This window comes from Exiguobacterium sp. ERU653 (assembly GCF_018617775.1).
Classification (GTDB): domain Bacteria; phylum Bacillota; class Bacilli; order Exiguobacteriales; family Exiguobacteriaceae; genus Exiguobacterium; species Exiguobacterium marinum.
Map to the genome: position 1 here is coordinate 68,493 of NZ_JACSKV010000001.1, position 22,458 is coordinate 90,950.

General features: G+C 47.1%; 20 protein-coding genes. 12 read left to right on the forward strand and 8 right to left on the reverse strand.

What is annotated here, in order from left to right; translation table 11 throughout:
• Positions 1–55: 55 nt before the first annotated feature.
• From KNO95_RS00385 to KNO95_RS00405, 5 genes are all read left to right on the forward strand, one after another.
• Positions 56–439: a YisL family protein gene (locus tag KNO95_RS00385; RefSeq protein ID WP_026826643.1), complete on the forward strand. Its 384-nt coding sequence runs from the start codon at positions 56–58 to the stop codon at positions 437–439.
• A 101-nt stretch (positions 440–540) separates the two neighbouring features.
• Complete coding sequence (locus KNO95_RS00390; protein ID WP_026826642.1) at positions 541–1,572, forward strand: class I SAM-dependent methyltransferase; 1,032 nt, start codon at positions 541–543, stop codon at positions 1,570–1,572.
• A gap of 69 nt (positions 1,573–1,641) precedes the next feature.
• Complete coding sequence (locus KNO95_RS00395; RefSeq protein ID WP_026826641.1) at positions 1,642–3,135, forward strand: phytoene desaturase family protein; 1,494 nt, start codon at positions 1,642–1,644, stop codon at positions 3,133–3,135.
• Positions 3,132–4,610: a phytoene desaturase family protein gene (locus tag KNO95_RS00400; RefSeq protein WP_026826640.1), complete on the forward strand. Its 1,479-nt coding sequence runs from the start codon at positions 3,132–3,134 to the stop codon at positions 4,608–4,610. Before KNO95_RS00395 ends, KNO95_RS00400 begins: the two co-directional genes overlap by 4 nt.
• On the forward strand, positions 4,579–5,418 hold the full coding sequence (locus KNO95_RS00405; RefSeq protein WP_084483612.1) for a phytoene/squalene synthase family protein: 840 nt from the start codon (positions 4,579–4,581) through the stop codon (positions 5,416–5,418). Before KNO95_RS00400 ends, KNO95_RS00405 begins: the two co-directional genes overlap by 32 nt.
• 439 nt (positions 5,419–5,857) lie before the next feature.
• Here KNO95_RS00405 and KNO95_RS00410 read toward each other — a convergent pair whose 3' ends face one another.
• From KNO95_RS00410 to ybaK, 6 genes are all read right to left on the reverse strand, one after another.
• Positions 5,858–7,324 (reverse strand): phytoene desaturase family protein, encoded by a 1,467-nt coding sequence (locus tag KNO95_RS00410; RefSeq protein WP_026826638.1) that lies wholly within the window; start codon positions 7,322–7,324, stop codon positions 5,858–5,860.
• Between the two features lie 26 nt (positions 7,325–7,350).
• Entirely contained in the window at positions 7,351–8,418 is a 1,068-nt protein-coding gene (locus tag KNO95_RS00415) for a glycosyltransferase family 2 protein (RefSeq protein ID WP_026826637.1), read from the reverse strand.
• Entirely contained in the window at positions 8,415–9,113 is a 699-nt protein-coding gene (locus KNO95_RS00420; protein ID WP_026826636.1) for a lysophospholipid acyltransferase family protein, read from the reverse strand. The genes KNO95_RS00415 and KNO95_RS00420 overlap by 4 nt, the downstream gene beginning before the upstream one ends.
• The gene (locus KNO95_RS00425; protein ID WP_026826635.1) at positions 9,079–9,828 is read right to left on the reverse strand and encodes a carotenoid biosynthesis protein; all 750 of its coding nucleotides are present in this window, start codon (positions 9,826–9,828) and stop codon (positions 9,079–9,081) included. Before KNO95_RS00425 ends, KNO95_RS00420 begins: the two co-directional genes overlap by 35 nt.
• 89 nt (positions 9,829–9,917) lie before the next feature.
• The gene (gene pssA / locus KNO95_RS00430) at positions 9,918–10,616 is read right to left on the reverse strand and encodes a CDP-diacylglycerol--serine O-phosphatidyltransferase (RefSeq protein WP_026826634.1); all 699 of its coding nucleotides are present in this window, start codon (positions 10,614–10,616) and stop codon (positions 9,918–9,920) included.
• A 19-nt stretch (positions 10,617–10,635) separates the two neighbouring features.
• On the reverse strand, positions 10,636–11,100 hold the full coding sequence (ybaK, locus tag KNO95_RS00435; protein WP_026826633.1) for a Cys-tRNA(Pro) deacylase: 465 nt from the start codon (positions 11,098–11,100) through the stop codon (positions 10,636–10,638).
• Between the two features lie 144 nt (positions 11,101–11,244).
• Between ybaK and KNO95_RS00440 the strand changes: the two genes are divergently transcribed.
• Positions 11,245–11,985 carry an enoyl-CoA hydratase/isomerase family protein gene (locus tag KNO95_RS00440; protein ID WP_034771553.1) on the forward strand — a complete coding sequence of 247 codons (741 nt, stop codon included), beginning with the start codon at positions 11,245–11,247 and terminating at the stop codon, positions 11,983–11,985.
• Between the two features lie 23 nt (positions 11,986–12,008).
• On the opposite strand, the gene KNO95_RS00445 is transcribed toward KNO95_RS00440, so the two are convergent.
• Together KNO95_RS00445 and KNO95_RS00450 are read right to left on the reverse strand one after the other, a co-directional pair.
• A complete protein-coding gene (locus KNO95_RS00445) occupies positions 12,009–13,367 on the reverse strand; it encodes an MATE family efflux transporter (protein ID WP_026826631.1) in 1,359 nt (452 codons plus the stop codon).
• A 159-nt stretch (positions 13,368–13,526) separates the two neighbouring features.
• On the reverse strand, positions 13,527–15,311 hold the full coding sequence (locus KNO95_RS00450) for a glycoside hydrolase family 13 protein (protein ID WP_026826630.1): 1,785 nt from the start codon (positions 15,309–15,311) through the stop codon (positions 13,527–13,529).
• 371 nt (positions 15,312–15,682) lie between these two features.
• Here KNO95_RS00450 and KNO95_RS00455 point away from each other — a divergent pair, with 371 nt between their 5' ends.
• The 6 genes from KNO95_RS00455 (at position 15,683) to KNO95_RS00480 (ending at position 22,400) form a co-directional block, all read left to right on the forward strand.
• Entirely contained in the window at positions 15,683–16,948 is a 1,266-nt protein-coding gene (locus tag KNO95_RS00455; RefSeq protein ID WP_084483611.1) for an extracellular solute-binding protein, read from the forward strand.
• Positions 16,949–17,053: 105 nt separating this feature from the next.
• A complete protein-coding gene (locus tag KNO95_RS00460; RefSeq protein WP_026826628.1) occupies positions 17,054–18,406 on the forward strand; it encodes a carbohydrate ABC transporter permease in 1,353 nt (450 codons plus the stop codon).
• A 1-nt stretch (position 18,407) separates the two neighbouring features.
• The gene (locus KNO95_RS00465; RefSeq protein ID WP_026826627.1) at positions 18,408–19,241 is read left to right on the forward strand and encodes a sugar ABC transporter permease; all 834 of its coding nucleotides are present in this window, start codon (positions 18,408–18,410) and stop codon (positions 19,239–19,241) included.
• A gap of 23 nt (positions 19,242–19,264) precedes the next feature.
• Positions 19,265–20,767 (forward strand): alpha-amylase family glycosyl hydrolase, encoded by a 1,503-nt coding sequence (locus KNO95_RS00470; protein WP_026826626.1) that lies wholly within the window; start codon positions 19,265–19,267, stop codon positions 20,765–20,767.
• 50 nt (positions 20,768–20,817) lie between these two features.
• Positions 20,818–21,876 carry a LacI family DNA-binding transcriptional regulator gene (locus KNO95_RS00475; RefSeq protein WP_026826625.1) on the forward strand — a complete coding sequence of 353 codons (1,059 nt, stop codon included), beginning with the start codon at positions 20,818–20,820 and terminating at the stop codon, positions 21,874–21,876.
• A 116-nt stretch (positions 21,877–21,992) separates the two neighbouring features.
• On the forward strand, positions 21,993–22,400 hold the full coding sequence (locus KNO95_RS00480; protein ID WP_026826624.1) for a YflT domain-containing protein: 408 nt from the start codon (positions 21,993–21,995) through the stop codon (positions 22,398–22,400).
• Positions 22,401–22,458: the final 58 nt, after the last annotated feature.

The following is a 22,458-nucleotide window of genomic DNA, read 5'->3' on the forward strand; positions in this document are numbered from 1 at the left end:
GAGATGATTCGTGTACAATGAAGACTGAACAAACATCATAAAGGGGGGCACTTGAATGCCACTAATTGCATTCTTGCACACGCACGTCACGAGCTGGATTTTGTTACTTATTTTGTTTGCCGTGGCCTACATCGGCTATAAGAACGGCAACAAGAGTGGAAAAATCGCACATATGGCGTTTCGACTCATGTTACTCATCGCGTTTGGAACAGGACTTTATCTTTACCTTCAATTGAACGGAGGCGGTACGTTCTATCATGTGAAAATCACGGTTGGATTACTGGCGTTGATTTTCGGTGAAATGACGCTCGTCAAAGTCAAAAAGAAAAAACCATCGAACGCTTTGTTCGGCGGATTTGTCGTGTTTGCACTCGCAACGATTTTTATCGGTTACGCGTTGCCATACGGACAATCATTCTTTAACAGTTTCATTCAATAAGACTTTCCCACTTCGCATACCGAAGTGGGAATTTTTTGTTTGTAGACAAATTATTAGGGGAAAATAAAAAAAATCAGTAATCATGACGATGAGGTGAAACGATGGATCAACAATTAATGGAATGGACACGTGTTTTACATGCTCGAAAATGGATGAAGCAAACGGAATCATTTTTACCACTCTGGCACGGTTACATCGGCTATAAGTTCGAATTATTCGATGCCCTGCAAGGTGGGGCGAGTATGGCTGAAATGAACCTGCGACTCAAACGCCCATTGACCCAACTTGCGTTAGAACGTTGGTTAGAGGTAGGGGTCGCCGTACGCCATTTGAAGAAAAAGGGATGGCGTTATTATCCGACCCGGGGATTAAAATATCAATTATCCGGTACCGATGAACGTAGCATCGGGTTTATGTTACAGGAGATGATGGAACTCCATATCCCAGCCTTGATTGCCTATCCTGATTTTTTAGAGTCAGGTAAACAGAAAACGTTCGATGGAGCCGAGCATGGTCAAGTTGTCGCGAAGACGTCGACGCTCGTCGAAACAGTCGCTTTCCCGATTGTGCAGCAGTTATTACGACAAGCGAATGTCCAATCAATGCTCGATATCGGTTGTGGTCACGGGGGCTATTTACGTAAATTACAATCCCTCGAACCGAGTTGGGAACTGACGGGGATTGATTTAGAGGAGGATGTTATTGAAGAGGCAAAATCGCGCGATGAGAGTGATGATATTCACTTCGAAGTTGCTGACTTCATGAATTGGAAAACTGAAGAGCAGTTCGATGCGGTCATGATGAACAATATGCTCTATTACTTTTCACCGGAAGAGCGGATTCAGTTGTTAGATCGACTAAGGGAGCGATTGGATCAAAATGGTGTCGCTGTCCTCGTGACACCACTTGCTGAGACGGCTCTTGGTGGTCGTTTCGCATCCGCGTTCAATGCGTTCATGACGCTTCATGACAATTTGTATCCTCTTCCGACAATCCCAAAATTGCGTCAACAGATGCAAGAAGTAGGGTTTGAACAGATTCGGTTTATCCCATTCATCCCAGAAGGATCTTGGTATATCGTTATCGCCGAGCGAGGAAGCGCAAATTTACTCAATCAACCGATTCAAAATTGAACTTGTCTCCAGTCATTTCTATAATGATAGAGAAGCATAAGAGACTATTCACATAGGGAGTTGTTGAGTGTGTCGAAACAAAGAGTTGCCGTTATTGGAGCAGGACCTGGTGGTTTGGCCGCTGCGATGCTACTAGCGCATCGTGGGGTCGATGTCACTGTATTTGAGAAGCAATCGTTTGTAGGTGGAAGAACATCGCGCCTTCAAGTAGGCGAGTTTACGTTTGACCGTGGACCTACTTTTTTAAATATGCCGTATATTTTAGAAGAGATATTCGAAGAAACTGGACGTGATTTACACGACTATGTCGAGATGAAACGACTTGAGCCGATGTATGATTTGTACTTCGACCGCGGGACGCGTCATCTCTCAATGACAACAGACCGCGATCAAATGCATCAAGCGATTGAAGAGCAGTTTCCTGGAAATGGGGAAGGATACGAACGTTTCATGAGCGAACAGGCGATTAAATTATCTAAGTTGATGCCTGTCTTGCAAACCGCTCACGACAAATTGACCGACTACGTATCGTTACGAGTGCTCAAGGCGCTTCCTTTTCTCTCCATTGGTAAATCACTTTATGATGTCCTGTCTGAATACTTTACGAGCGAAGAATTGAAATATGCGTTCACGTTTCAAGCGAAATATTTAGGTATGTCTGCTTGGGAATGCCCAGGTGGCTTTTCAATCTTATCTTACATGGAGCATGCGTATGGAGTTCATCATCCGATCGGAGGAGTGAATCAGCTTTGTCACGCGATGGCAAACGTGATTGAAGAAGAGGGTGGAGTCATTCGTTTAGGCGAACCGGTGGAACGTCTGCTCATCGACGACAAGAAAGTGACAGGTCTCGTGTCCGGAAGCGTCCATTATGCGTTCGACGAAGTAGTGATCGGTGCTGATTTTGCACATGCGATGACTTCTTTAGTTCCGGAAGGCAAGTTGTCGAAGTGGAGTCCGACTCAATTGAAGAAGAAACGTTACTCGTGCTCGACATTTATGCTTTATCTTGGAATCGATCACGTATATGAGGACGTAGCACACCATTCGATTCATTTTGCGGACGATTATGAAATGAACGTCAAAGAGATGACAAAAGAGTTGAAGTTGAGTGAGGATTTTTCGTTTTATGTACAGAATGCCTCACGTATCGACCCGACACTTGCACCTACAGGTAAATCCTCGCTCTACGTCCTCGTACCGGTACCGAACAACTTATCCGGTCTACCATGGAAAGAATTGCAAGCGACGATGACAGAACGTGTACTTGACGCTCTTGAAACGCGTTCGCCTTATCGTCATATTCGTCAGCACATCGAGGTGATGGAAACGCTGACCCCAGAGGATTGGGAAACGTTTGGAGTGTACGAAGGAGCAACGTTCAATCTAGGACATAATTTATCGCAAATGATGTATTTTCGCCCGCATAACCAATTCGAAGAGCTCGACAACGTGTGGCTTGTCGGGGGTGGAACTCACCCTGGAAGCGGACTTCCGACAATCTTTGAATCGGCACGAATCACGACGAATCTATTACGTGAGCGGGCAGGTGTCGGCCGATGAACATCAGTTTTGTGGGGGCCGGGGTTGGGTCACTCTACGCCGCTCTGTTGTTGACGAAACGAAATCCATCGCTTCATATCACGATTTACGAAAAAGAAGCGCGTGTCGGTGGACGACTGAATTACGTTGAATTTGAAAATGGGGCGAAAGTCGACGAAGGTCCGACGATCGTCTTGTTACCGAGTAAATTAAAGCAACAATTAATCGAAGCGGGTTTATCTGAGGATGAAGTGGAATTGCTTGAAGTCGACCCACTCTACCGTTTGCGCTATCAAGATGGTACGTCATTTTACAAGTATCGAGATATCGAGCGTCAGGCTGATGAAATCGAACGAACTTTCGGTGAGGGAGATGCGTTCCGTCGTTATATGTCTCAAAAGAAAGAAGAGTATCAAATTGGGTTCAATACGTTTTTAGATCGTAGCTACGCATCAAAAACAGAGTTGTTCGAACCTAAACTGTTACTCCTCCTCATGCGGTTAAAAGCATATGAGTCGGCCCATGGGAACATGAAACGTTTCTTTGAAGATGAACGCTTACGTGTCGCCTATAGCTTACAAACCCTTTATATCGGTGGGAACCCTTATGCGACTCCTTCTTTATATGGACTCATCCCTTATCGTGAACAGGAAGAAGGGGTCTGGTACGTAAAAGGAGGATATTTCTCGCTCGCAACGACAATGGAGAATGAATTAAAACGGCGAGGTGTCCGCTTCGTGATGAACGCTACTGTCAATCGTGTGCACGTCACGGACGGGGTGGCGAACGGCGTCACGGTCAATGACGAATATGTCCCTTATGATGCAGTCATCGTGAACGGTGACTTCCCGCTCATGGAGCGGCTCGTTGACGGGGTGACACCGAAAGCGTATGAACCATCAAGTGGTACGTTACTCCTCTACTTCACTGTCAAAGGTGAACTTGATTTGCCAATTCATCAATTTGATTTACCGAATGATTTCGAGGGATCGATGCGAACCATCTTTGAGGATGGTAAACTAAGTGAGTATCCGGCAATGTATACGTTCAATCCATCTCGCATGGATGAAACACTGGCTCCGGATGGAACGAGTGTGTTGTATGTCCTCGTCCCGGTTCCACGTAAATTAGAACGTGAAGATATTGAAGCCCAAGGAACAATCGATCATCTAGTAGGACGAATCGAAGTACTGTTGCCTGATTTTCGTGAACGAGTCATCGAGATGAAAGTTCGTACGCCAATGGATGCCGAGCGATTCGGTTTGTTTGAAGGAGGAAGCTTTGGGATTGCACCAAAGTTATCTCAGTCAGCCGCCTTCAAACCACAGGCGAGACCATTTTCGAAAATCGAGCGTCTCTATGCGGTGGGGGCATCCGTCCATCCGTGTGGCGGTGTACCGATTGTCATGATTGGGTCACAATTACTCGTGAAAAAAATGGAAGAAGAAATGGGGGCAATACATCGTGACGACACAAGAAGCGTATCGTCAATGTGAGGAAATCATGAAGAAGGGCTCGTTGACTTTTTATCGGGCCTTCTCTTTGCTCTCAAAACCAGATCGGCAGGCGGTCATGGCTGTTTACACATTCTGTCGGACACTCGACGATGCGGTCGATGAATCAGACCGTCCAGAAGAGAGTTTGGCAGCATTTTTGCATGATTTCGACCGTTTTTTAGCCGATTATGATCAAGATGAAGCGTTATGGGTCGCCCTTCGAGATGTATGGAAGCGCTATGAGATGGACGTCGACCCTTTCTTCGAGTTGGCAGAAGGCATGAAATGGGATTTACATAAGTCGCGGTATGAGACACTCGAAGAGACCGAACAATATAGTTATTATGCGGCCAGTACAGTCGGTCTGATGCTTCTCCCGATTCTTGTCCCGAATCAAGACGCTGAGACAAAACTTCAGTTAAGACAAGGCGCTATCGACCTTGGTATCGCGATGCAATTAACGAATATTTTACGAGATGTCGGAGAAGACTTGAATCGGGATCGAATCTATTTACCACGTACGATGATGCGACAATACGGTGTGAGTGAAGAGAAAATGCGCCAACATGAAGTGACGCCTTCCTTTATCGAATTATGGGAGGCGATGGCGACTCGAGCAGAGTCCTTGTATGAGCGAGCCCGAGCAACCCATCATCTGTATCCACTTGCGAGCCGAAAACCGGTGCAGGCGGCAGCTCTTCTCTATGAGGGGATTTTAGATGCAGCGCGGGCAAATCAATACGATGTCTTCACAAAACGGGCGTACGTATCAACTTTACAAAAAGGGAAATTATTAGCAAAACTATAAGATGTCAAGATAGCTGTAGGCGCTTCATGCGTCTACAGTTTTTTTTGCGCAAAAAAAACCACTTTTGGCGGGGGACCAAAAGTGGCGTAAGCGTTATGTGATTCATTCATCGGGGAAATGAATGAATCGATTTGTGATGAAGCCCTAAAGATGTGCCGGGATTCATGGGGAATGAATCATTGGGACATCTTCGCTGAAACAGGATGCTTGATGGACTAAGGGGGAACATCATACGCAAGCTGTTTCAACTACGGGATACGAGTGGGGAAACTCGCTCATCACTTTCTCGGGTGTGACAAGTTCAAAACGCGATTTGGCTCGGGGAAGCCATTCGATCGCTACAGGTGTAACAAACGTTACAAAACTGTTTGAACTCGAATATGATATTATCACGTCTCTCACTTGTCGACAAGTGTCGAAACTCACGTTCACAAAATGTTCATATTGTCAGAGGTATGTCCTCTAACATCGAGCGCGCAGCGAATTGTCCTGAAAGCGTGACCATCGGGCTACCGCCTCCTGGATGGGTCGAACCACCTGCGAACCAGATGTTCGACACGTCTGTCGACCGAGCAGCTGGTCGGAAAAAGGCTCCTTTTTTCGAGTTGGCCGATGTACCATAAAGTGCGCCATAGTACGCATAAAAATCACGGGTCAAGTCTTGGGGCGTCACTCTTTTATGATAGAGGACCTCCTCATCGTTCCAATCCACACCGAATTCACGCAAACGACGACGAATCAGATGTTCATACGTAACGGCATCGATTTCGGTCAGGTGGGCGGGGGCGTTGACGAGGATGAACAGATTGTCGCCCGCCTCGCCCATGGATGGATCGGTCGCGGACGAATTTGATATATAGATGGTCGGCTCATCTGCATATCGTGCTTCTTGAAAGAGTGCCCGAAATTCTCGTTCGTAGTCGTCAGCGAAATAGACGTTATGATGGGCAAGATTCAATCGCTTCGATAACCCGATCATCAAGACGAACGCAGAAATTGACGGTTCCACCGTGTCTCGTGTCGGGACCGGGAAGGAAGGGCGGTCTTTCGCGGCGACGAGTCGTGGATATTGAGTGAGCAACTCCCCGTTAAGAAGAACGGCGTCACAAGAGATGACTTCCTCATCATCGACGACGACCTCATGTGCTTTTCCATTCAACACCTCAATCTTCGTCACTTCATGTCCGAGACGGAATGTTACCCCGAGTTCACTCGCCCGCTTAGCGAAACCTTTTGCGATATTCCAGTTGCCACCTTTTGCGAAGTAGACGCCTTCATTCAACTCTAAATGTGAGATGAGAGCGAAGGTGCCGGGTGTCACGTATGGACTACTTCCGATATATGTTGCATAGCGATCAAGGGACTGGATGATTCGTGGGTCTTTAAAGTATTTCTTATGGAGGGCATGCAAGCTTTGGAGCGGGTGTACTTTGACCATGTCCGCCCAGAGACCAGGGTCTAATTTTGTCTCCATCCGCGTAAAGAAACGTTCATTCGCGATCCGGAACAGCTTCTCTGCCTCATCTAAGTAAGCGTGTATTTGATTTTGCTTCATTTGATCACCGGTCAATCGACGGACTTCTGCTTCAAGTTGTGCCCGGTCCGTACTAAAAGTGAACGATGAGCCATCTGAAAAATGATTGACGGTATGTTGCTCGAGTTTGATCAACTCAAAATAGTCATCCGGATTGGCTCCGCTGTTTCGGATGACTGAGCGAAATACATCCGGCATCGTAATCGTATTCGGGCCGAAGTCAAACCGGTGACCGTCAGTGATGACAGGCATGAGTTTTCCACCGACATGTTCATTTTTTTCAATAACTGTGACATCATAGCCACGGGCAGCAAGCGTGACGGCAGCGCTGAGTCCGCCTAGTCCGGCACCAACCACAATAATCTGTTTCATACATATGTCCCCCTTAAGACGTGTGTTTAAGAATAGTGACGACCTTTCCAAGTGATAGGCAACCGTCTCCATTTTCGGATGACGGCGTTTCCGAGTAAGATTAAATAAGCGATTAAACTGAGTGGATGTAACCATGAACCAGATCCATTTGACTTCACATCGACAGCGAGGCGCGCAAGGAGCACGAAGAGTGCCGCACTGACCGTTTGCCAACTTGGTGAAAATATCCATGCGAGCATGGCGGTCAACTGGATGCCATAATACGTCATAAAGTACAAGGCGAGTCCTACTGATTCATTCATTCCCTTGAATACGTTTTTTGAAAACCCGGTCCAGACTTCTTCGTTCGTCTCATACATGTCGCAGGAGATGAACGGGGAGACTTGGACGAGTGATGTGACTTTTTTATGCCGTTTGAACGTTCGGCACAAATCGATATCATCAATCAACGATGTTCGAATCGAAGCATGTCCGCCAACTGCTTCATAACTGATGCGTTCGACGAGTACGTTCATCCCATTTGCTGCCGCAAATGCCGGATGTTTCACTTTACGCCAAAACAAAGGCAGATGTTGGGCGATGAGAACATGTTGCATCGGAATCAACAATTTCCCCAGAAATGTCGACGTTGGAAATTGAGGGAATCCTGATAAAAAGACGGCCTGTTCGCGGGCGAGCGTAGCGTGCATACGTGCGATAAAGCTTGGATCGATCGTGACATCCGCATCTAAAAACAGAAGGTACGGTTCGGTCGTGCGCGTTCCTAGTTGATGGCAGGCATGTACCTTCCCGGACCAGTCACTAGGTAAGGGAACACCATGAATCATCGTGAAACGAGAATCGTCCGCAATGGCAAGAGTCAACTTTTCGAATGTATCGTCTTCGGAGCGATCTTCATATATGTAGACATGTGTCCCTTCCGGTATCGACTGCTTTAGATTGGAAATGAGTCGGTCGACATGTCGAGACTCGTTTCGCATCGGAATGCAGACAGCTGTCGCTGGTGTATGTCCTGGGTTTGCGAGCGGTCTTAAAAAAAGCAGGTTAATGACGGTGAAGATGAGCATCGAAAGGGTGGCGATCCATAAGATCATGAGCGTCCCCTCCCGAGTCGGAGCATCGCTTCTGTCCATTCGGCAAGGTTACGACGTGGTTGAAAGAGTGGCGTGTATGCTCCAGAACGGTTGATGACGTCTTGTCTCACATCGTCATAAAGCCCTTCAAGTGCTTGCGCGATTTCTTGTTTTTGTGATCGCCGCGACGTCGAGGTCACGGCGTACTTCCGAAAGCGGACGTACACAATCGGTTCAGCATGTTTTTCAAACGAATAATACATAGCACATAACTGAATGGGGCGGTCGTTCAGTAGCAGTGTCGCTCCGGATTCGATTTCAACGGGACGCTGCTCCTGTGGCATCTCTCGACCTTGAGGAAACATCCACACGGATTTTCCGGATGTGAGCAATTCGTTTGCATATGCAAGGGATGCTCGCACATCAGATAAACTGCCTTTTTTTACAGAGAAGGCACCGAGATGTCGAAAGAACGGGAAGCGGTGCAGTCCATCCTCGTCCATCAATACATGAATGTCGTGCCTTAAAAAATGTTCGTTAATCATATACATGATGAGACCGTCCCACCAGGCGCTATGTGTACTTAAAAATAACCCTGGAATCGGAACATCGTCTGTTCGGATGAAGATATTATGGAACGTCGGGCGAATCTGACGCTCTCGCACAAACGTCGAGAACAGATTATTGAACCATTTCTTTTTGTGTGACTCGATCATTGCGACTTCTCCTTTCAAGTAGCATTACCCCGGACGTGAAGACGCTGAGGATTCCAATCCCGTAAAGACCGGCGTTGACGGCTGTGACACCAAAGAGCGCATGGAGCATGACGAACAAATACACGCCGTGTTGGATAAACAACGAGTCGATTGCTCGTTCATGGCGCTGCAGCAACCATGAAAAGAGGAGAGATAATCCGAACCATCCAATAAAGTTTTGCGTTGGAATATCGTAATATAACCCGTCGTTTGCCCATTCCCAATAACCTTTCACGTTTGCAGCAACCGGGTCGATTGCCATATCAAGCCAAACCGCAAGAATCGGGACGAGCCATAATGTCTTGTTGCGGAATGTGAACAGACGTGCCACGGCAAAACTTGAACCGATGACGGCAAGCCATGCAGCACCGATGGTGACCGGAACGCCGAAAATGGTCGGACCGAACGCCTCGGCATACACGTATTCACTGAAGGGGAATCCGGTTTTTACACCGAGCGTCTCGACTGCGATTGACCCGAAAAAAATAAATGGGACAATCCAAACGCCTTGTCGGATCCCGTTGTATAGAATCGTGCCTCCAATTGCACCGGCGAGCCATAAAAAGACAGGGTTTGCCCACTCCAACCACGAAGGAAGGAGATCGAATCCGACTAAAACTAAACCTATGAAATACCAAACGATAAACCATTTCCAAATAAACGGATACACTTTCATTTCATCACCTCTTCTTTCATTCTAAAGGTCATCTCAGTCTAGGTCTAACAAATACATGTACGAAAAAAGAGCCTCAATGAATGAGACTCTTAATTTGCTACATTTTTCCGTTTTTTTACGAACGAAAAGGCGATAAATAAGATATAAAAAGGAACAGCGATAAACCAGAAAGTCGGCCATTCTTTCCACCTTGCGAACATCATGTATGTCACATAGATAAGGCTGATCGTGATAATGAACGAGTGACGTGGTAGTGGCACATCTTTAAAACTCGGGATGCGGACACGACTCACCATTAAAAGTGCAAGCCCCGTAAAGAAAATAGGTGTCAACAGTTCGCTGACCCGGTCCCCGAACGTCGTGATGACAGCAAGTAGTCCGCCAGCAGCCGTGATCGGGACACCTGAGAAGTAACTGGCCGAAACGTTTGTAGCGGATAAGTTGAAGCGAGCGAGTCGATAGGCGCCAAAGAGCGGGAAGAGTGCAGCAAAGAATAAACCATAATTACCATAGTCAATAAAGAAAGTGTAATAAGCGAGCATCGCCGGTGCAACTCCGAACGTGACGATGTCGGCGAGAGAGTCCAATTCTTTCCCGAAGTCCCCGGCCACCCCGAGCATACGGGCAAGTCGTCCGTCTAAACTGTCGAGCATCATCGCAATGATGATCAATAGCGTGGCGTTTGAGAAGTCACCACGAGCAGCATAGACGATTGCGACTACACCACAGAATAAGTTTCCGAACGTAAAGGAGTTTGGAATCCACGAACGGATGCGTTCTTTCCACATAATTTTTCCCCCAATAAGGTCATTGGCTGAACCAGTGACCGTTTGTAAATTGCAGTAAATCTTCAGGCGTTAACTCGATTTGGTAGCCGCGTTTCCCGGCAGAGATGGTGATTGTCTCTCTGTCTTTAGCTGCTTCGTGCAGATACATCGGAAACGTTTTTTTTGCCCCAATCGGCGAGACACCACCTCGAATATATCCCGTCAGCGCTTCGAGTTCTTTCATCGGGACTGGCGCTGCTTTCTTCGCCCCCCAAGCTTTTGCGGCTGCTTTTAAATCAATGTCACGTTCTCCAGAGATGAGAAAGAAAGCGTATTGCTTTTTCTCGTTCACGAGACAAATCGTTTTATACAGTTCATCAAGTGGTTTATTCAATGTCATCGCCACATGTTTGGCCGAGACATCGGTTTCATCAACTTCGTACGTATGATAAGTGAACGGAATCTTCTTCTGTTTCAATTGCCGAGCGGCGTTTGTCAGTTGCATCTGACTCATCCTTTCGTGACTGACTTCTTTTAGAATAGCAAATAGACCAACTTCCCGGCAATTGAACTTCAAAAAACTTTTCAGTAAAGGAAGGAGTTTGATGGAACGATGAAGAAATGAACAGTGATTCATTTTGAAGGGGGAATGAAAGTGGAGACGATTCAATTGACGACACATAATGGGGTAGGGTGGTTGAAACTGAACCGACCTGAAAAGCTGAACGCATTGAACGAGACGTTGCTTCGTGAAATGAAAACGGCAATCGACACATTTGATCAAGACGATGCGGTTCGCGTCATCGTCATTGTCGGCGAGGGACGGGCGTTCTCATCCGGACAAGATTTAACGATTGAGAGTGATGCGGATTATGGGGAATATTTAGAGGATGTGTATCATCCACTCGTACGTGCGCTTTTCTCATGCCGTAAACCGCTCATCGCAGGGATTCACGGCGTAGTAGCTGGAGCGGGACTCAGTTTGGCACTTGCGGCAGACGTTCGAATCGTCGCCAAATCGACGAAATTCAGCTCGGCGTTCATTAAAATCGGGTTAGTGGCGGATGCTGGTGGACCGTACCACTTACGTCGACTCATGCGCCACGATCTGGCGCTAGATTGGTTGTGGAATGGCAGTACGATTGACGCGGAGGTCGCGCATACATTCGGGCTCGTCACAGAGCTAGTGGAAGATGCGATGTATACGGAGCGATTAACGACCTATGCAGAGACGATCGCTGCAAAATCACCAATTGCCGTTCAAGGGATGAAGGCGCTCATGCGAGCCACTTCGTTTGAGGACGGATTGAATGAAGAAATCGAATGGCAGCGGAAGTGTGGGGACACGGACGTTCACCGCCAGGCGATGCAGGCTTTCTTGATGAAATGAAAAAAGCGGCCCTCGGCCGCTTTTTACGTGCTTGATTTTGCTTCGAACTGGAAGCCTTTTTGTTGCCACGTCCCGTATTTCCAACGACGGAATGCGAAGAAGCCACGGAACCACTCATCGAGGGAGAAGGCGAGCCAAATCCCAAGGATGCCGAGTCCCATTTGAAGACCGAACAAATAACTGAATGCGACGGCGACACCCCACATCGAGGCAATTCCAATCATGACTGGGAAACGCACGTCCCCGACAGACTTCAATGAACCCATCAAGACGATATTCATCGCACGACCCGGCTCTAAGATGAGCGTTGCCCATAAAATCGGTACCCCGACTGCGATGATGTCAGGGTTTGATGTGAAGAGACCGAGTAACGATTCGCTGAATACTGCCAAACCGAGAGAGGCGATGAACGAGGCGAACATGGCAATCTTCAACGTCTTGACGGCGCGATGATACGCCTCTTTGAATCGTTTCCCTCCAATGTCTCGTGCAATCAAAAGCTGTGTCCCTTGAGCGACAGCGACAGTGAACAAGAAGGCGAGCATCGACAAGTTCATCACGTATACACGAGCGGCAAGAGAAGCCTCACCCATCGTTGCGATGAAACCGGTGATGACGATTTGTGATGCTTGATACGATAAGTTCTCTCCGGCAGAAGGAATCCCGATTTGCAGAAGCGACTGGATATCGTCTTTCTTCGGACGAATGACTTCTTTTAACGGGAAGCGAATCATAAGTTTACGCTTGACGAGCCAAAACAAGAGAATCATTGCGGCGAACCGTGCGATTACGATGGCCCAAGCAACACCGGCAACACCGGTTACAGGAAGCCCGAACCAACCAGTGACGGCGAAGACGGCTCCGACTGCAGTAATAATGTCAATCAACAACGTCGCGAGCATGGCGTGCTTCGTCATGCCGTGACTCCGTAGAATCGAACTGAGCGCCATGATCAGCGCTTCGGTAAATAACGACAAGCCGACGATTTGAAGGAACAGCAGGCCGTGCGCGAACAGTTCGTCTGACAGCCCGAATAGGCGTAAGAACGTTTCGCCGAACAAGAAGATGACGACGACCATAATCGCACCGAGCCACATGTTCAAACTGACAGCGGAGCGGGCGAAGTCGCGACTTTTCTTCATGCGCTGTGCCCCGATGGCTTGACCGATCAAAATCGTAGCCCCGACAGACGTCACACTGAAGACAATCAAGAACACGTTTAAAATTTGGTTAGCGACCCCGACGGCCGAAGCGGCGGCATCCGAGTAGTGAGCAAGCATCAATGTGGCGATGATCCCGGTCCCCATATGGAGGGCAAGTTCGATAAAAATCGGCCACGACAGTTTGAACAAGGTGAGCTGTTCCGTTTGTTTCGTCTGCATGTAGTGTATTCTCCCTTTTCTCTATAATTCTTTCTGTTAACTATTTGTTTTGTAAAAATGTCAAAGGTCATCTTACTCCTTATGAAATGAAAAAGAAAGGGGTTTGCTGAATTATTTTCAACAAAAAAATCACCCGAATGAATCAGGTGATTTTCGAAATTATTTCAATTTCAGAATAGCGGCGCTGAATGGTGCGAGTTCGATTTCGAGTGAATCGAGATCACGATCTTGTAAGAGGTCATAGGCGGCGCCACTATAACCGAGTGGATTCAGTTTTGAAGTAGAGTCGGAGTTGTTGAAGTAGACCAAATATGTCTCATCTTTCGTGCATCGTTCGATGATGACGGCGTTGTTGGAATCATCGACTAGGTTGAAGCGATACGAGCCCGCGTTGGCGAGTACTGGATGCTCTTTCCGTAGCTGGATGAGCTTTTGAATGTAACGGAAGAGATTACGGTCTTCTTCGGCTTCATCCCATGGCATGCAGCGGCGGCATCCCGGATCTTGTTCACCTTCAAGCCCGATTTCGTCCCCGTAGTAGATACATGGACTCCCCGTGTACGTGAGCATCGAAGTCATCAATAGTCTGAATTTCCCTTTATGGCCATTAGCTCGTGTCAAGGCGCGTGGTGTGTCGTGCGAGTCAATCAAGTTGAACGTGACTTCGTTGACGTTCATCGTATTCATCATCTCGACGCGCGTCAATTCGTTTCGGAACTCGGAAGCGGTCGTCCGGTCGAGCGCAAAATAATTGAGACTCGCGTTCGTGAACGGATAGTTCATGACGGCATCGAACTGGTCACCTTGTAGCCAAGGTTGTGCGTCGTGCCAAATCTCTCCGAGAATATAGGCTTCCGGATTAGCTTGTTTGACTGCTTTGCGGAAGTCACGCCAGAACGCATGGTCAACTTCGTTGGCGACGTCGAGACGCCAGCCATCGATGCCGAACTCTTCGACCCAGTAACGGGCGACATCTAATAAGTAAGCTTTTAATTCTGGATGTTCGGTGTTGATCTTCGGCATGTTCTTCTCGAATGCGAACGTATCATAGTTTGGCTTCGGTTCCGTCGCAATCGGGAATTCACGAAGGTAGAACCAATCACGGTACTCAGAATCCGGACCGTTCTCCACGACATCTTTAAACCACGGATGATGATACCCGACGTGATTGAAGACGGCGTCGAGCATGACCTTAATGCCGTTCTCATGCAACAGGTCGACCATTTCTTTAAACTTCTCTTTCGTTCCGAACTGTGGATCAATCTCCATATAGTCGAGTGTGTCGTATTTATGGTTTGTCGTCGCTTTAAATATTGGGCAGAAATAGATTCCTGTGATGCCGAGTTCGACTAAATGATCAATATGGTCGATGACACCTTGGAAATCGCCACCGAAGAAGTTCGTCGTTGTCGGCTCTGTCGAGTTCCATGGGAGAGTTTCTTCTGGATTGAGTGAAGCATCTCCATTGGCGAAGCGATCCGGGAAGATTTGGTACCAAACCGTGTCCTTCACCCATGATGGTGCATGGAAAATGTCGATTGGATTAATGAATGGAACACAGAAGTAATAGCCCGTGTCATCAAGTGGTTTTTCCTCGAACCATCCTTTTTCAGTGTAGACGGCCGTCTCTTGCCCATCATTCAAACGGAAGCCGTAGCGAAGACGTCGGAATGGTGGTTTAATCGCGATGAACCAATAATCATAAGTATCATCGAAACCAATCTTCTCCATTGGAGTTTCGTATGTACGCCAATAGCTCGGCTTACTCGGATCAAAGTTCCACATCGCCGGGTCTTCAGCGTGCCAATCGTAAGGGTCATTCCAAATCAAATCAACCGATTCAATATCACCACGCTTCGTATGGAAACGAACATGGATTGTCTCACGGTCATATTTGTAGACGAATGGGGACATGGCACGATGATAAATCGCTTCTTTCATCATAAGGAAAACAGTCCTTTCTTTAATAGGGGATGACATCATTTTACAACACCGTGCATCAAAGAGAACAGGGGTTGTGAAAACGTTTGCTCAAGCAAAGGTTAATAAAGCGTTTACATTTTGTCAATTGCTGAAGCTTATAAAAATTGTATAAATGAGAACATTTTTTTAAAAATTACATAAATGGGTCAACAGTCGTAAAAAAAGTGTAAAAAAAGACTTGTAAAACGCTTTCACAACTGTATAATAAAAATTGAGGTGAGGATGCAAACGTTTTCACTACCATGTCAATTTCGTAGCGGAGTTTTAAAATTGACGTGGTCGTGCGATTGCGCAAATCTGACCATACTATTTCCTTGGGGAGGTTTTTCATCATGAAGATGAAAAAAATGGTAGCAGGACTTTCAACAGCAGTATTCGCATTCGGTGCACTAGCTGCATGTGGTGGCGGAACAGACAACGAATCTTCTAACGAAGGTGGTTCTTCAAGCGAGAACAAGCCTGAGAAGATCGTCATTTGGGAAGACATCGAAAAGTCTGAAACAACAAAAGAAGTTGCGAAAGCATTCGAAGAAGAGCATGGCGTAAAAGTTGAAGTCGTCGAAGTACAGATGACGGATCAAAAAGACAAGCTCGCGCTTGACGGTCCAGCTGGTAAAGGTCCGGACATCATTCTCGTCCCACACGACCAAATCGGTACAATCGCAGACCAAGGTCACTTGACTCCGATTGCTGACGAAGGTTCACTCGATGCGTTCACTGACGCTTCGAAATCAGCTGTCATGTTCGACGGTCAAGCTTACGGTTACCCGAAATCAGTTGAGACACCAGTTCTCATGTACAACAAAGACTTGATGTCTGAAGCGCCAACATCAATGGACGACCTTTACAAGTTGTCTAACGATGTAAAAGCTGACGGCGAATATGGATTCCTCTCACTTTGGGATAACTTCTACTTCGCTCACGGTGTTGTTGCAGGATTCGGCGGATACGTGTTCAAAGAAGACGGTGGCGCACTCGACCCAACGGATATCGGTTTGAACAATGAAGGTGCAGTTGAAGGATTCGAATACATCGGTAAATGGTACGAAGAAGGCCTCTTCCCTAAAGGGTTGATCGGTGAGTCTGGTGGCCAAGCGATGGACCAACTCTTCACTGAGAAGAAAGCTCATTCAGTCATGAACGGACCTTGGGCTGTAGCTGGTTACACAGATGCAGGCGTAAACCTTGGTGCGGCTCCAATGCCGACACTTCCAAACGGTGAGCCGATCAAGACGTTCATGGGTGTGAAAACATATGCCCTTTCAGCTTACACAGAAAACCAAGAGTGGGCTGAAATGTTCCTTCAAGAGTTAACAAATGAAGAAAACGCATTGGCAATGTTTGAATCGTACAACGAGATTCCACCAGTAGCAGCACTCGAGTCGAACGAGACAATCACATCGAACGAAGTTGCGAAAGCGGTATTTGATCAAGCGACAAACGCTATCCCAATGCCAAACATTCCTGAAATGGGACAAGTTTGGGAGCCAATGGCACAAGCACTTCAGCTCGTAGCGACTGGTAAACAAGATGCACAAAAATCTGCAGACGATGCAGTCAAAGTCATCGAACAACAAATCCAAGCGAATAACCAATAAGGAATTGAAATGACGGGGTACGCCGCTAGGCGTTCCCCATCATTTTCTAGCATTGAGCAAACGTTTGCTTGATTGATTTGCTCAAATCGAAAGGAGAAACTGAGGATGGCTGCAATTGCGAACCCTAAATCACCGGACCAACGCCCGGATAAGCCTACAAACCATGCTCGGAACGCGGGATTACTTTCCATCATTCCGGGATTCGGACAATTTTATAACAAACAATACGCGAAAGCGGTAGCGTTCTTTATCGTCGTCGTATCTTATTTTGCCGTAAACTATGATCTATTTTTCAAAGGGGCGGGCGCCGGACCAGGTGACCGTGGAGGACTTTGGGGATTGATCACGCTTGGTGAAGTGCCAGGACCTCGTAACGACCACTCCATCTTTTTGATGGTCGAGGGGATTGTCGCGTTAATTTTACTTTTCTTCGGAATCGCGTTCTATATTTGGAACATTCGTGACGCCTATCGTGTCGGTCGCGCTCGTGATCAGCATCTAAACCTTCCATCGTTCCAAATGCAACTTCGCAACTTGCGTGACCATGGATTCCCATACTTAATGTTGATCCCATCACTCATTTTGTTAGTGTTTACAGTTATTCTTCCATTAATCTTTACGTTCTTGATCGCCTTTACGAACTATCGCTACAACAATGCACCACCAGCGAAACTCGTAGAGTGGGTAGGGTTTGAGAACTTTACGCGCATTTTTGAAATCGATATTTTCCGAGACACGTTCGTCGGGGTTCTAGGTTGGACACTTGTCTGGACGGTTGCTTCTACAACTGGTGTCATCGCAATCGGTATTTTCCTTGCGGTGCTCTTGAACCAAGAAGGTCTTCGCTTCCGTCGCTTATTCCGCTCAATCTTGATTCTCTCTTGGGCAGTTCCAGCATTTATCACAATCTTGATTTTCCGTTCGATGTTCAACGAATCGTTTGGGGTGTTCAATACGACGATTCTGCCGGCACTCGGTCTTGATCCAATCAACTGGATGACCGATCCGACGGCTACCCGTTCGGCACTCGTTCTCATTCAATGGTGGCTCGGATTCCCGTTCATCATGACGCTCATGACAGGTGTGCTTCAATCAATTCCTGGTGATTTGTATGAAGCTGCGACGATTGACGGAGCGACGATTTTTGATAAGTTCCGTTTGATCACATTGCCGATGCTCTTGTTCGCGACAGCACCGATTTTGATCACACAGTTCACGTTCAACTTCAACAACTTCAATATCATTTATCTCTTTAATGGCGGTGGCCCTGCTGTACCTGGACAAACGGCCGGCGGTACCGACATCTTGATTTCTTGGATTTACAAATTGTCCCTCGGTGCCAACCCGCAATACGGACTTGCGGCTGCGATCACGCTCATTCTGTCATTCTTCATCATGACGCTTGCGGTCATCCAGTTCCGTCGGACAAAATCTTTCAAAGACGAGGATATGATCTGATATGAAAAAACAAAAACGAATCAATTTGGCGATCTCGTATGTTATCTTGACGCTTGCGTCGGTCATCATTCTCTATCCGATGCTTTGGGTTGTCGGTACATCGTTCAACCCGGGGCGTACGATTACGTCAACGATTATTCCTTCAAACCCGACATTTGTTCACTACAAAAACTTGTTTGATTTAACGATTTCGGATTATAGTTTATGGTATGTGAACACGTTAAAAATCGCTTTCATTACGATGGCACTCTCTGTCATCTTGGTAACGATTACTGGATACGTCTTCTCGCGCTACCGTTTCGTTGGACGGAAAAACTCGCTCGTCTTGTTCCTCGTCCTTCAAATGGTGCCACAGTTCGTTGCAATCATCGCGATTTATGTATTGCTCAACATGCTCGGTCTTCTTGACACACATACAGCGCTCATCTTGCTCTATGCAGGTGGTGCGATTCCGATGAACACGTACTTGGCGAAAGGGTACTTCGACACGATTCCGAAAGAACTTGACGAAGCTGCTCGAATGGATGGTGCCGGTCACCTCCGAATCTTTTGGCAAATCATCTTGCCGCTTGCGAAGCCGATTGTCGCAACGATTGCTCTCTTTAACTTCATGGGACCATTCAACGACTTTATTTTGGCATCGCTCGTCCTTCGTTCACCAGAGAAACAAACATTGGCAGTTGGTCTTTACAACATGATCTCGAAACAATTTGATAACAACTTCACGTTGTTCGCGGCAGGTGCTGTCCTTTCAGCCCTCCCGATCGTCATCTTGTTCTTCATGTTCCAACGCTACTTCGTTTCTGGCCTAACAGCGGGTGGTACGAAAGGATAATACTCGTAAAAGGAGGAAGCGATATGAGACGAGGCGTCGTGCTCGTGCTCCTGTCGCTTCTTTTGTTTCCGACTATCGTCGGAGCAAAGGAAGCTGCTACTTGGGAACAAGAACGCATGTATTTTATTATGGTCGACCGTTTTGTTGACGGGAACCCCGACAACAATGAACAGGTAGACAAAGACGATCCGAAAGCTTTTCATGGCGGGGACATCCGTGGAGTCATTGAAAAACTCGATTATATCGAGTCACTCGGGTTCACGTCGATTTGGTTAACACCCGTCTTTGAAAATATGCCGGACGGCTATCACGGGTACTGGATAAAAGATTTCTACAACATCGACCCGCAATTTGGGACGAAAGAGGATTTGCAAGAGCTCGTCGCTGAGGCGCACAAGCGAGACATGAAAGTCATCCTCGACTTCGTCGTCAACCACGTCGGTCCGAACCATCCATGGGTGGAAGAAAAGCCGGAATGGTTCCACGAGCAACTACCGATCGTATTTTGGAAAGACCAGGAGCAAGTCGAGACGCACTGGTTGTTCGACTTACCTGACTTCAAAACAGAGGATCCGGAAGTCAAGTCGTATTTGATTGACGCGGCGAAGTACTGGATCGAAGAGACGGACATCGACGGCTATCGCCTAGATACGGTTCGTCACGTCGACAAAGCATTTTGGAAAGACTTTGTCGAAGGTGTTCGTTCAATCGACCCTGACTTTTACTTACTCGCCGAAGTGTTCGACCCGGATCCGAAATATGTCGCACAATATGATAATCTTGGATTCAACAGCATCACAAACTTTACGTTTTATGATCGGGTGTCGAAAACGATGACGCAAAAACAGGCGAATGTCGACGAAATCGATGTTGCCGCAAGCTATGCAGAAACGTTCTTCAACGACCCGAATCAAATGGCGACGTTCCTCGATAACCATGATGTCGAACGTTTCATGCATATGGCAGAACTCGGCGACGTGAAGTCAGCAGAACGACGGTTACGCCTCGGGTTGTTCGCGCTTTATGCGTCACCTGGCATGCCGATCGTCTTCCAAGGAACAGAAAATGCACAGACCGGCGGAGCCGACCCGGCGAACCGTGTTATGACGGAATTCCCGGGAAATGAAGAATTGCATGAATACATGGCGACGATGAATCGCATGCGTGAAGAATACCCAGTATTTGCGACTGGTGAACAACGCATGATTGCATCCGAAGATGGGATGGCTGTCTTTGAGCGGAAAGATGGAGATGACATCGCGTTATATGCGATCAACATGAACAGCGAGGATCGAGAGATTGAAATCGATGTCAATGAAATCGGGGAAGATACGAGACTTCGCGGTCTATTATTCTCACAACTGGTCACAGATCGGCGCGGAACGTTTACAATTGAACTATCTGGTGAAAGTGCGAACGCTTACATTGTTGAGGAGTCATCGGTAAATCCATGGATGATGGGATTACTTGTCGTCACGATTCCGATTTTCTTGACAGGTTTGGTCATGTGGAAGCGCCGCAAATAAAGAAATGAAACGCCGTAAGGTATGAATTCACGGAAGCAGGGGGGAACACCATGCAAATTACAATCAAAGATGTTGCGAAGCATGCGAACGTCGCGCCGTCGACAGTATCTCGTGTCATCGCCAACAGCCCAAGAATCAGCCAAAAGACAAAAGAACGGGTTAGAAGTTCGATGGAAGAGCTAGGGTATCATCCAAACATTCATGCGAGAAGTCTCGCGAACCGCTCAACGCAGTCGATTGGTCTCGTCATGCCGAGTGCGGCGACAAAGACGCTCCAAAATCCATTTTTCCCTGAAGTGTTGCGAGGTATCAGCACGAAGGCGCACCAAAATGGATACTCTCTCTATATGACAACTGGAGTGACAGAGGAAGAAGTACTGTCCGGTGTCATTGAAATGGTACAAGGACGACGTGTCGACGGCGTGATCGTCCTCTATTCACGGGAAGACGACCAAGTCGTCCAATATTTACGTCAAACGAAGTTTCCGTTCGTCGTGGTCGGGAAGCCGTTCGGGGACGCTTCTTCGATCACATATGTCGATACGGACAACTATCTTGCCGGTCGTGAGGTGACGAAACATCTCTATAACCTGGGTCACCGTCGAATCGCCTTCATCGGTGGATCGGACAAACTTGCGGTGACACAAGACCGTCGGAACGGTTATGCGACCGCCCTCATGGAAGCGGGCATTCCGGTGTGTGAAGACTATATTGCACGTGCTGAATTTATGACGAAAGGCGGAGCGATGGCTGTCCGTGAGTTACTTCAGAACGAAGAACCACCAACGGCCGTCGTTGTCAGTGATGATATGATGGCGCTCGGTGTCATCAGCACACTCAGTGAGATGGGACTTAAAATTCCTGAAGACGTCGCCGTCGTCAGTTTCAACAATGTCTATATCGCAGAGCACTCCAATCCGCCACTCACGTCGGTTGAAATCAATATTTTCGGTCTTGGATTCGAAGCGACGAACTGTTTGATTGAACAGATTAGTGATAGTGCCCCACCTTATGGGAAACGCGTCATCGTGCCTCATTATCTGGTCGTACGTCAATCGTGCGGACAGAAGGATAGCAAGACGGTGGAGACACTTGAATCGAATTCTTGAATGATCTAAACGACTTCGCGTGAGCGAGGTCGTTTTTTGCATATCCTGGTGATTGAAGCTAAAAGAAGAAGGGAACATCTTTCAAGAATGAACTGAAATCGAAAGGAAGGATTAATATGAGTAAAAGACGATTTGTCGGAACATATGAAACAAAAGGGAATCTTCTCTCCAAAATCAATGAGCTGAAAGAAAATGGCTATGATGAAGGTGAATTATACGTTGTGACTGAGCAGGAAGACGAGGTTCGGGTCGTCAAGCGTGAGACAAACGTAAAAGTGGAAGAAGGCGATACGTCTTGGCTAGACAACATCCAAGGAGGAAAGAGTCAAGACGTGAAGCAAGTTCTTAGTGATTTAGGCATCTCAAATGATGAGGTGGATCATGCGCATTCACAAGTCAAGCAAGGTGGATACGCTCTCATCATCGACGAACCCGATACGGGATTCAATGATGGACGGAGCGATGTTTTTGAAGGACATGAAGCGAATGCCGCGTTCGGTGAAAATCAAGAAGACCATAAATGATGATTCATTTAGACTGCCTCGGCAAAAGGCAGTCTTTTTTTCTGAAAAAATGTGAAAA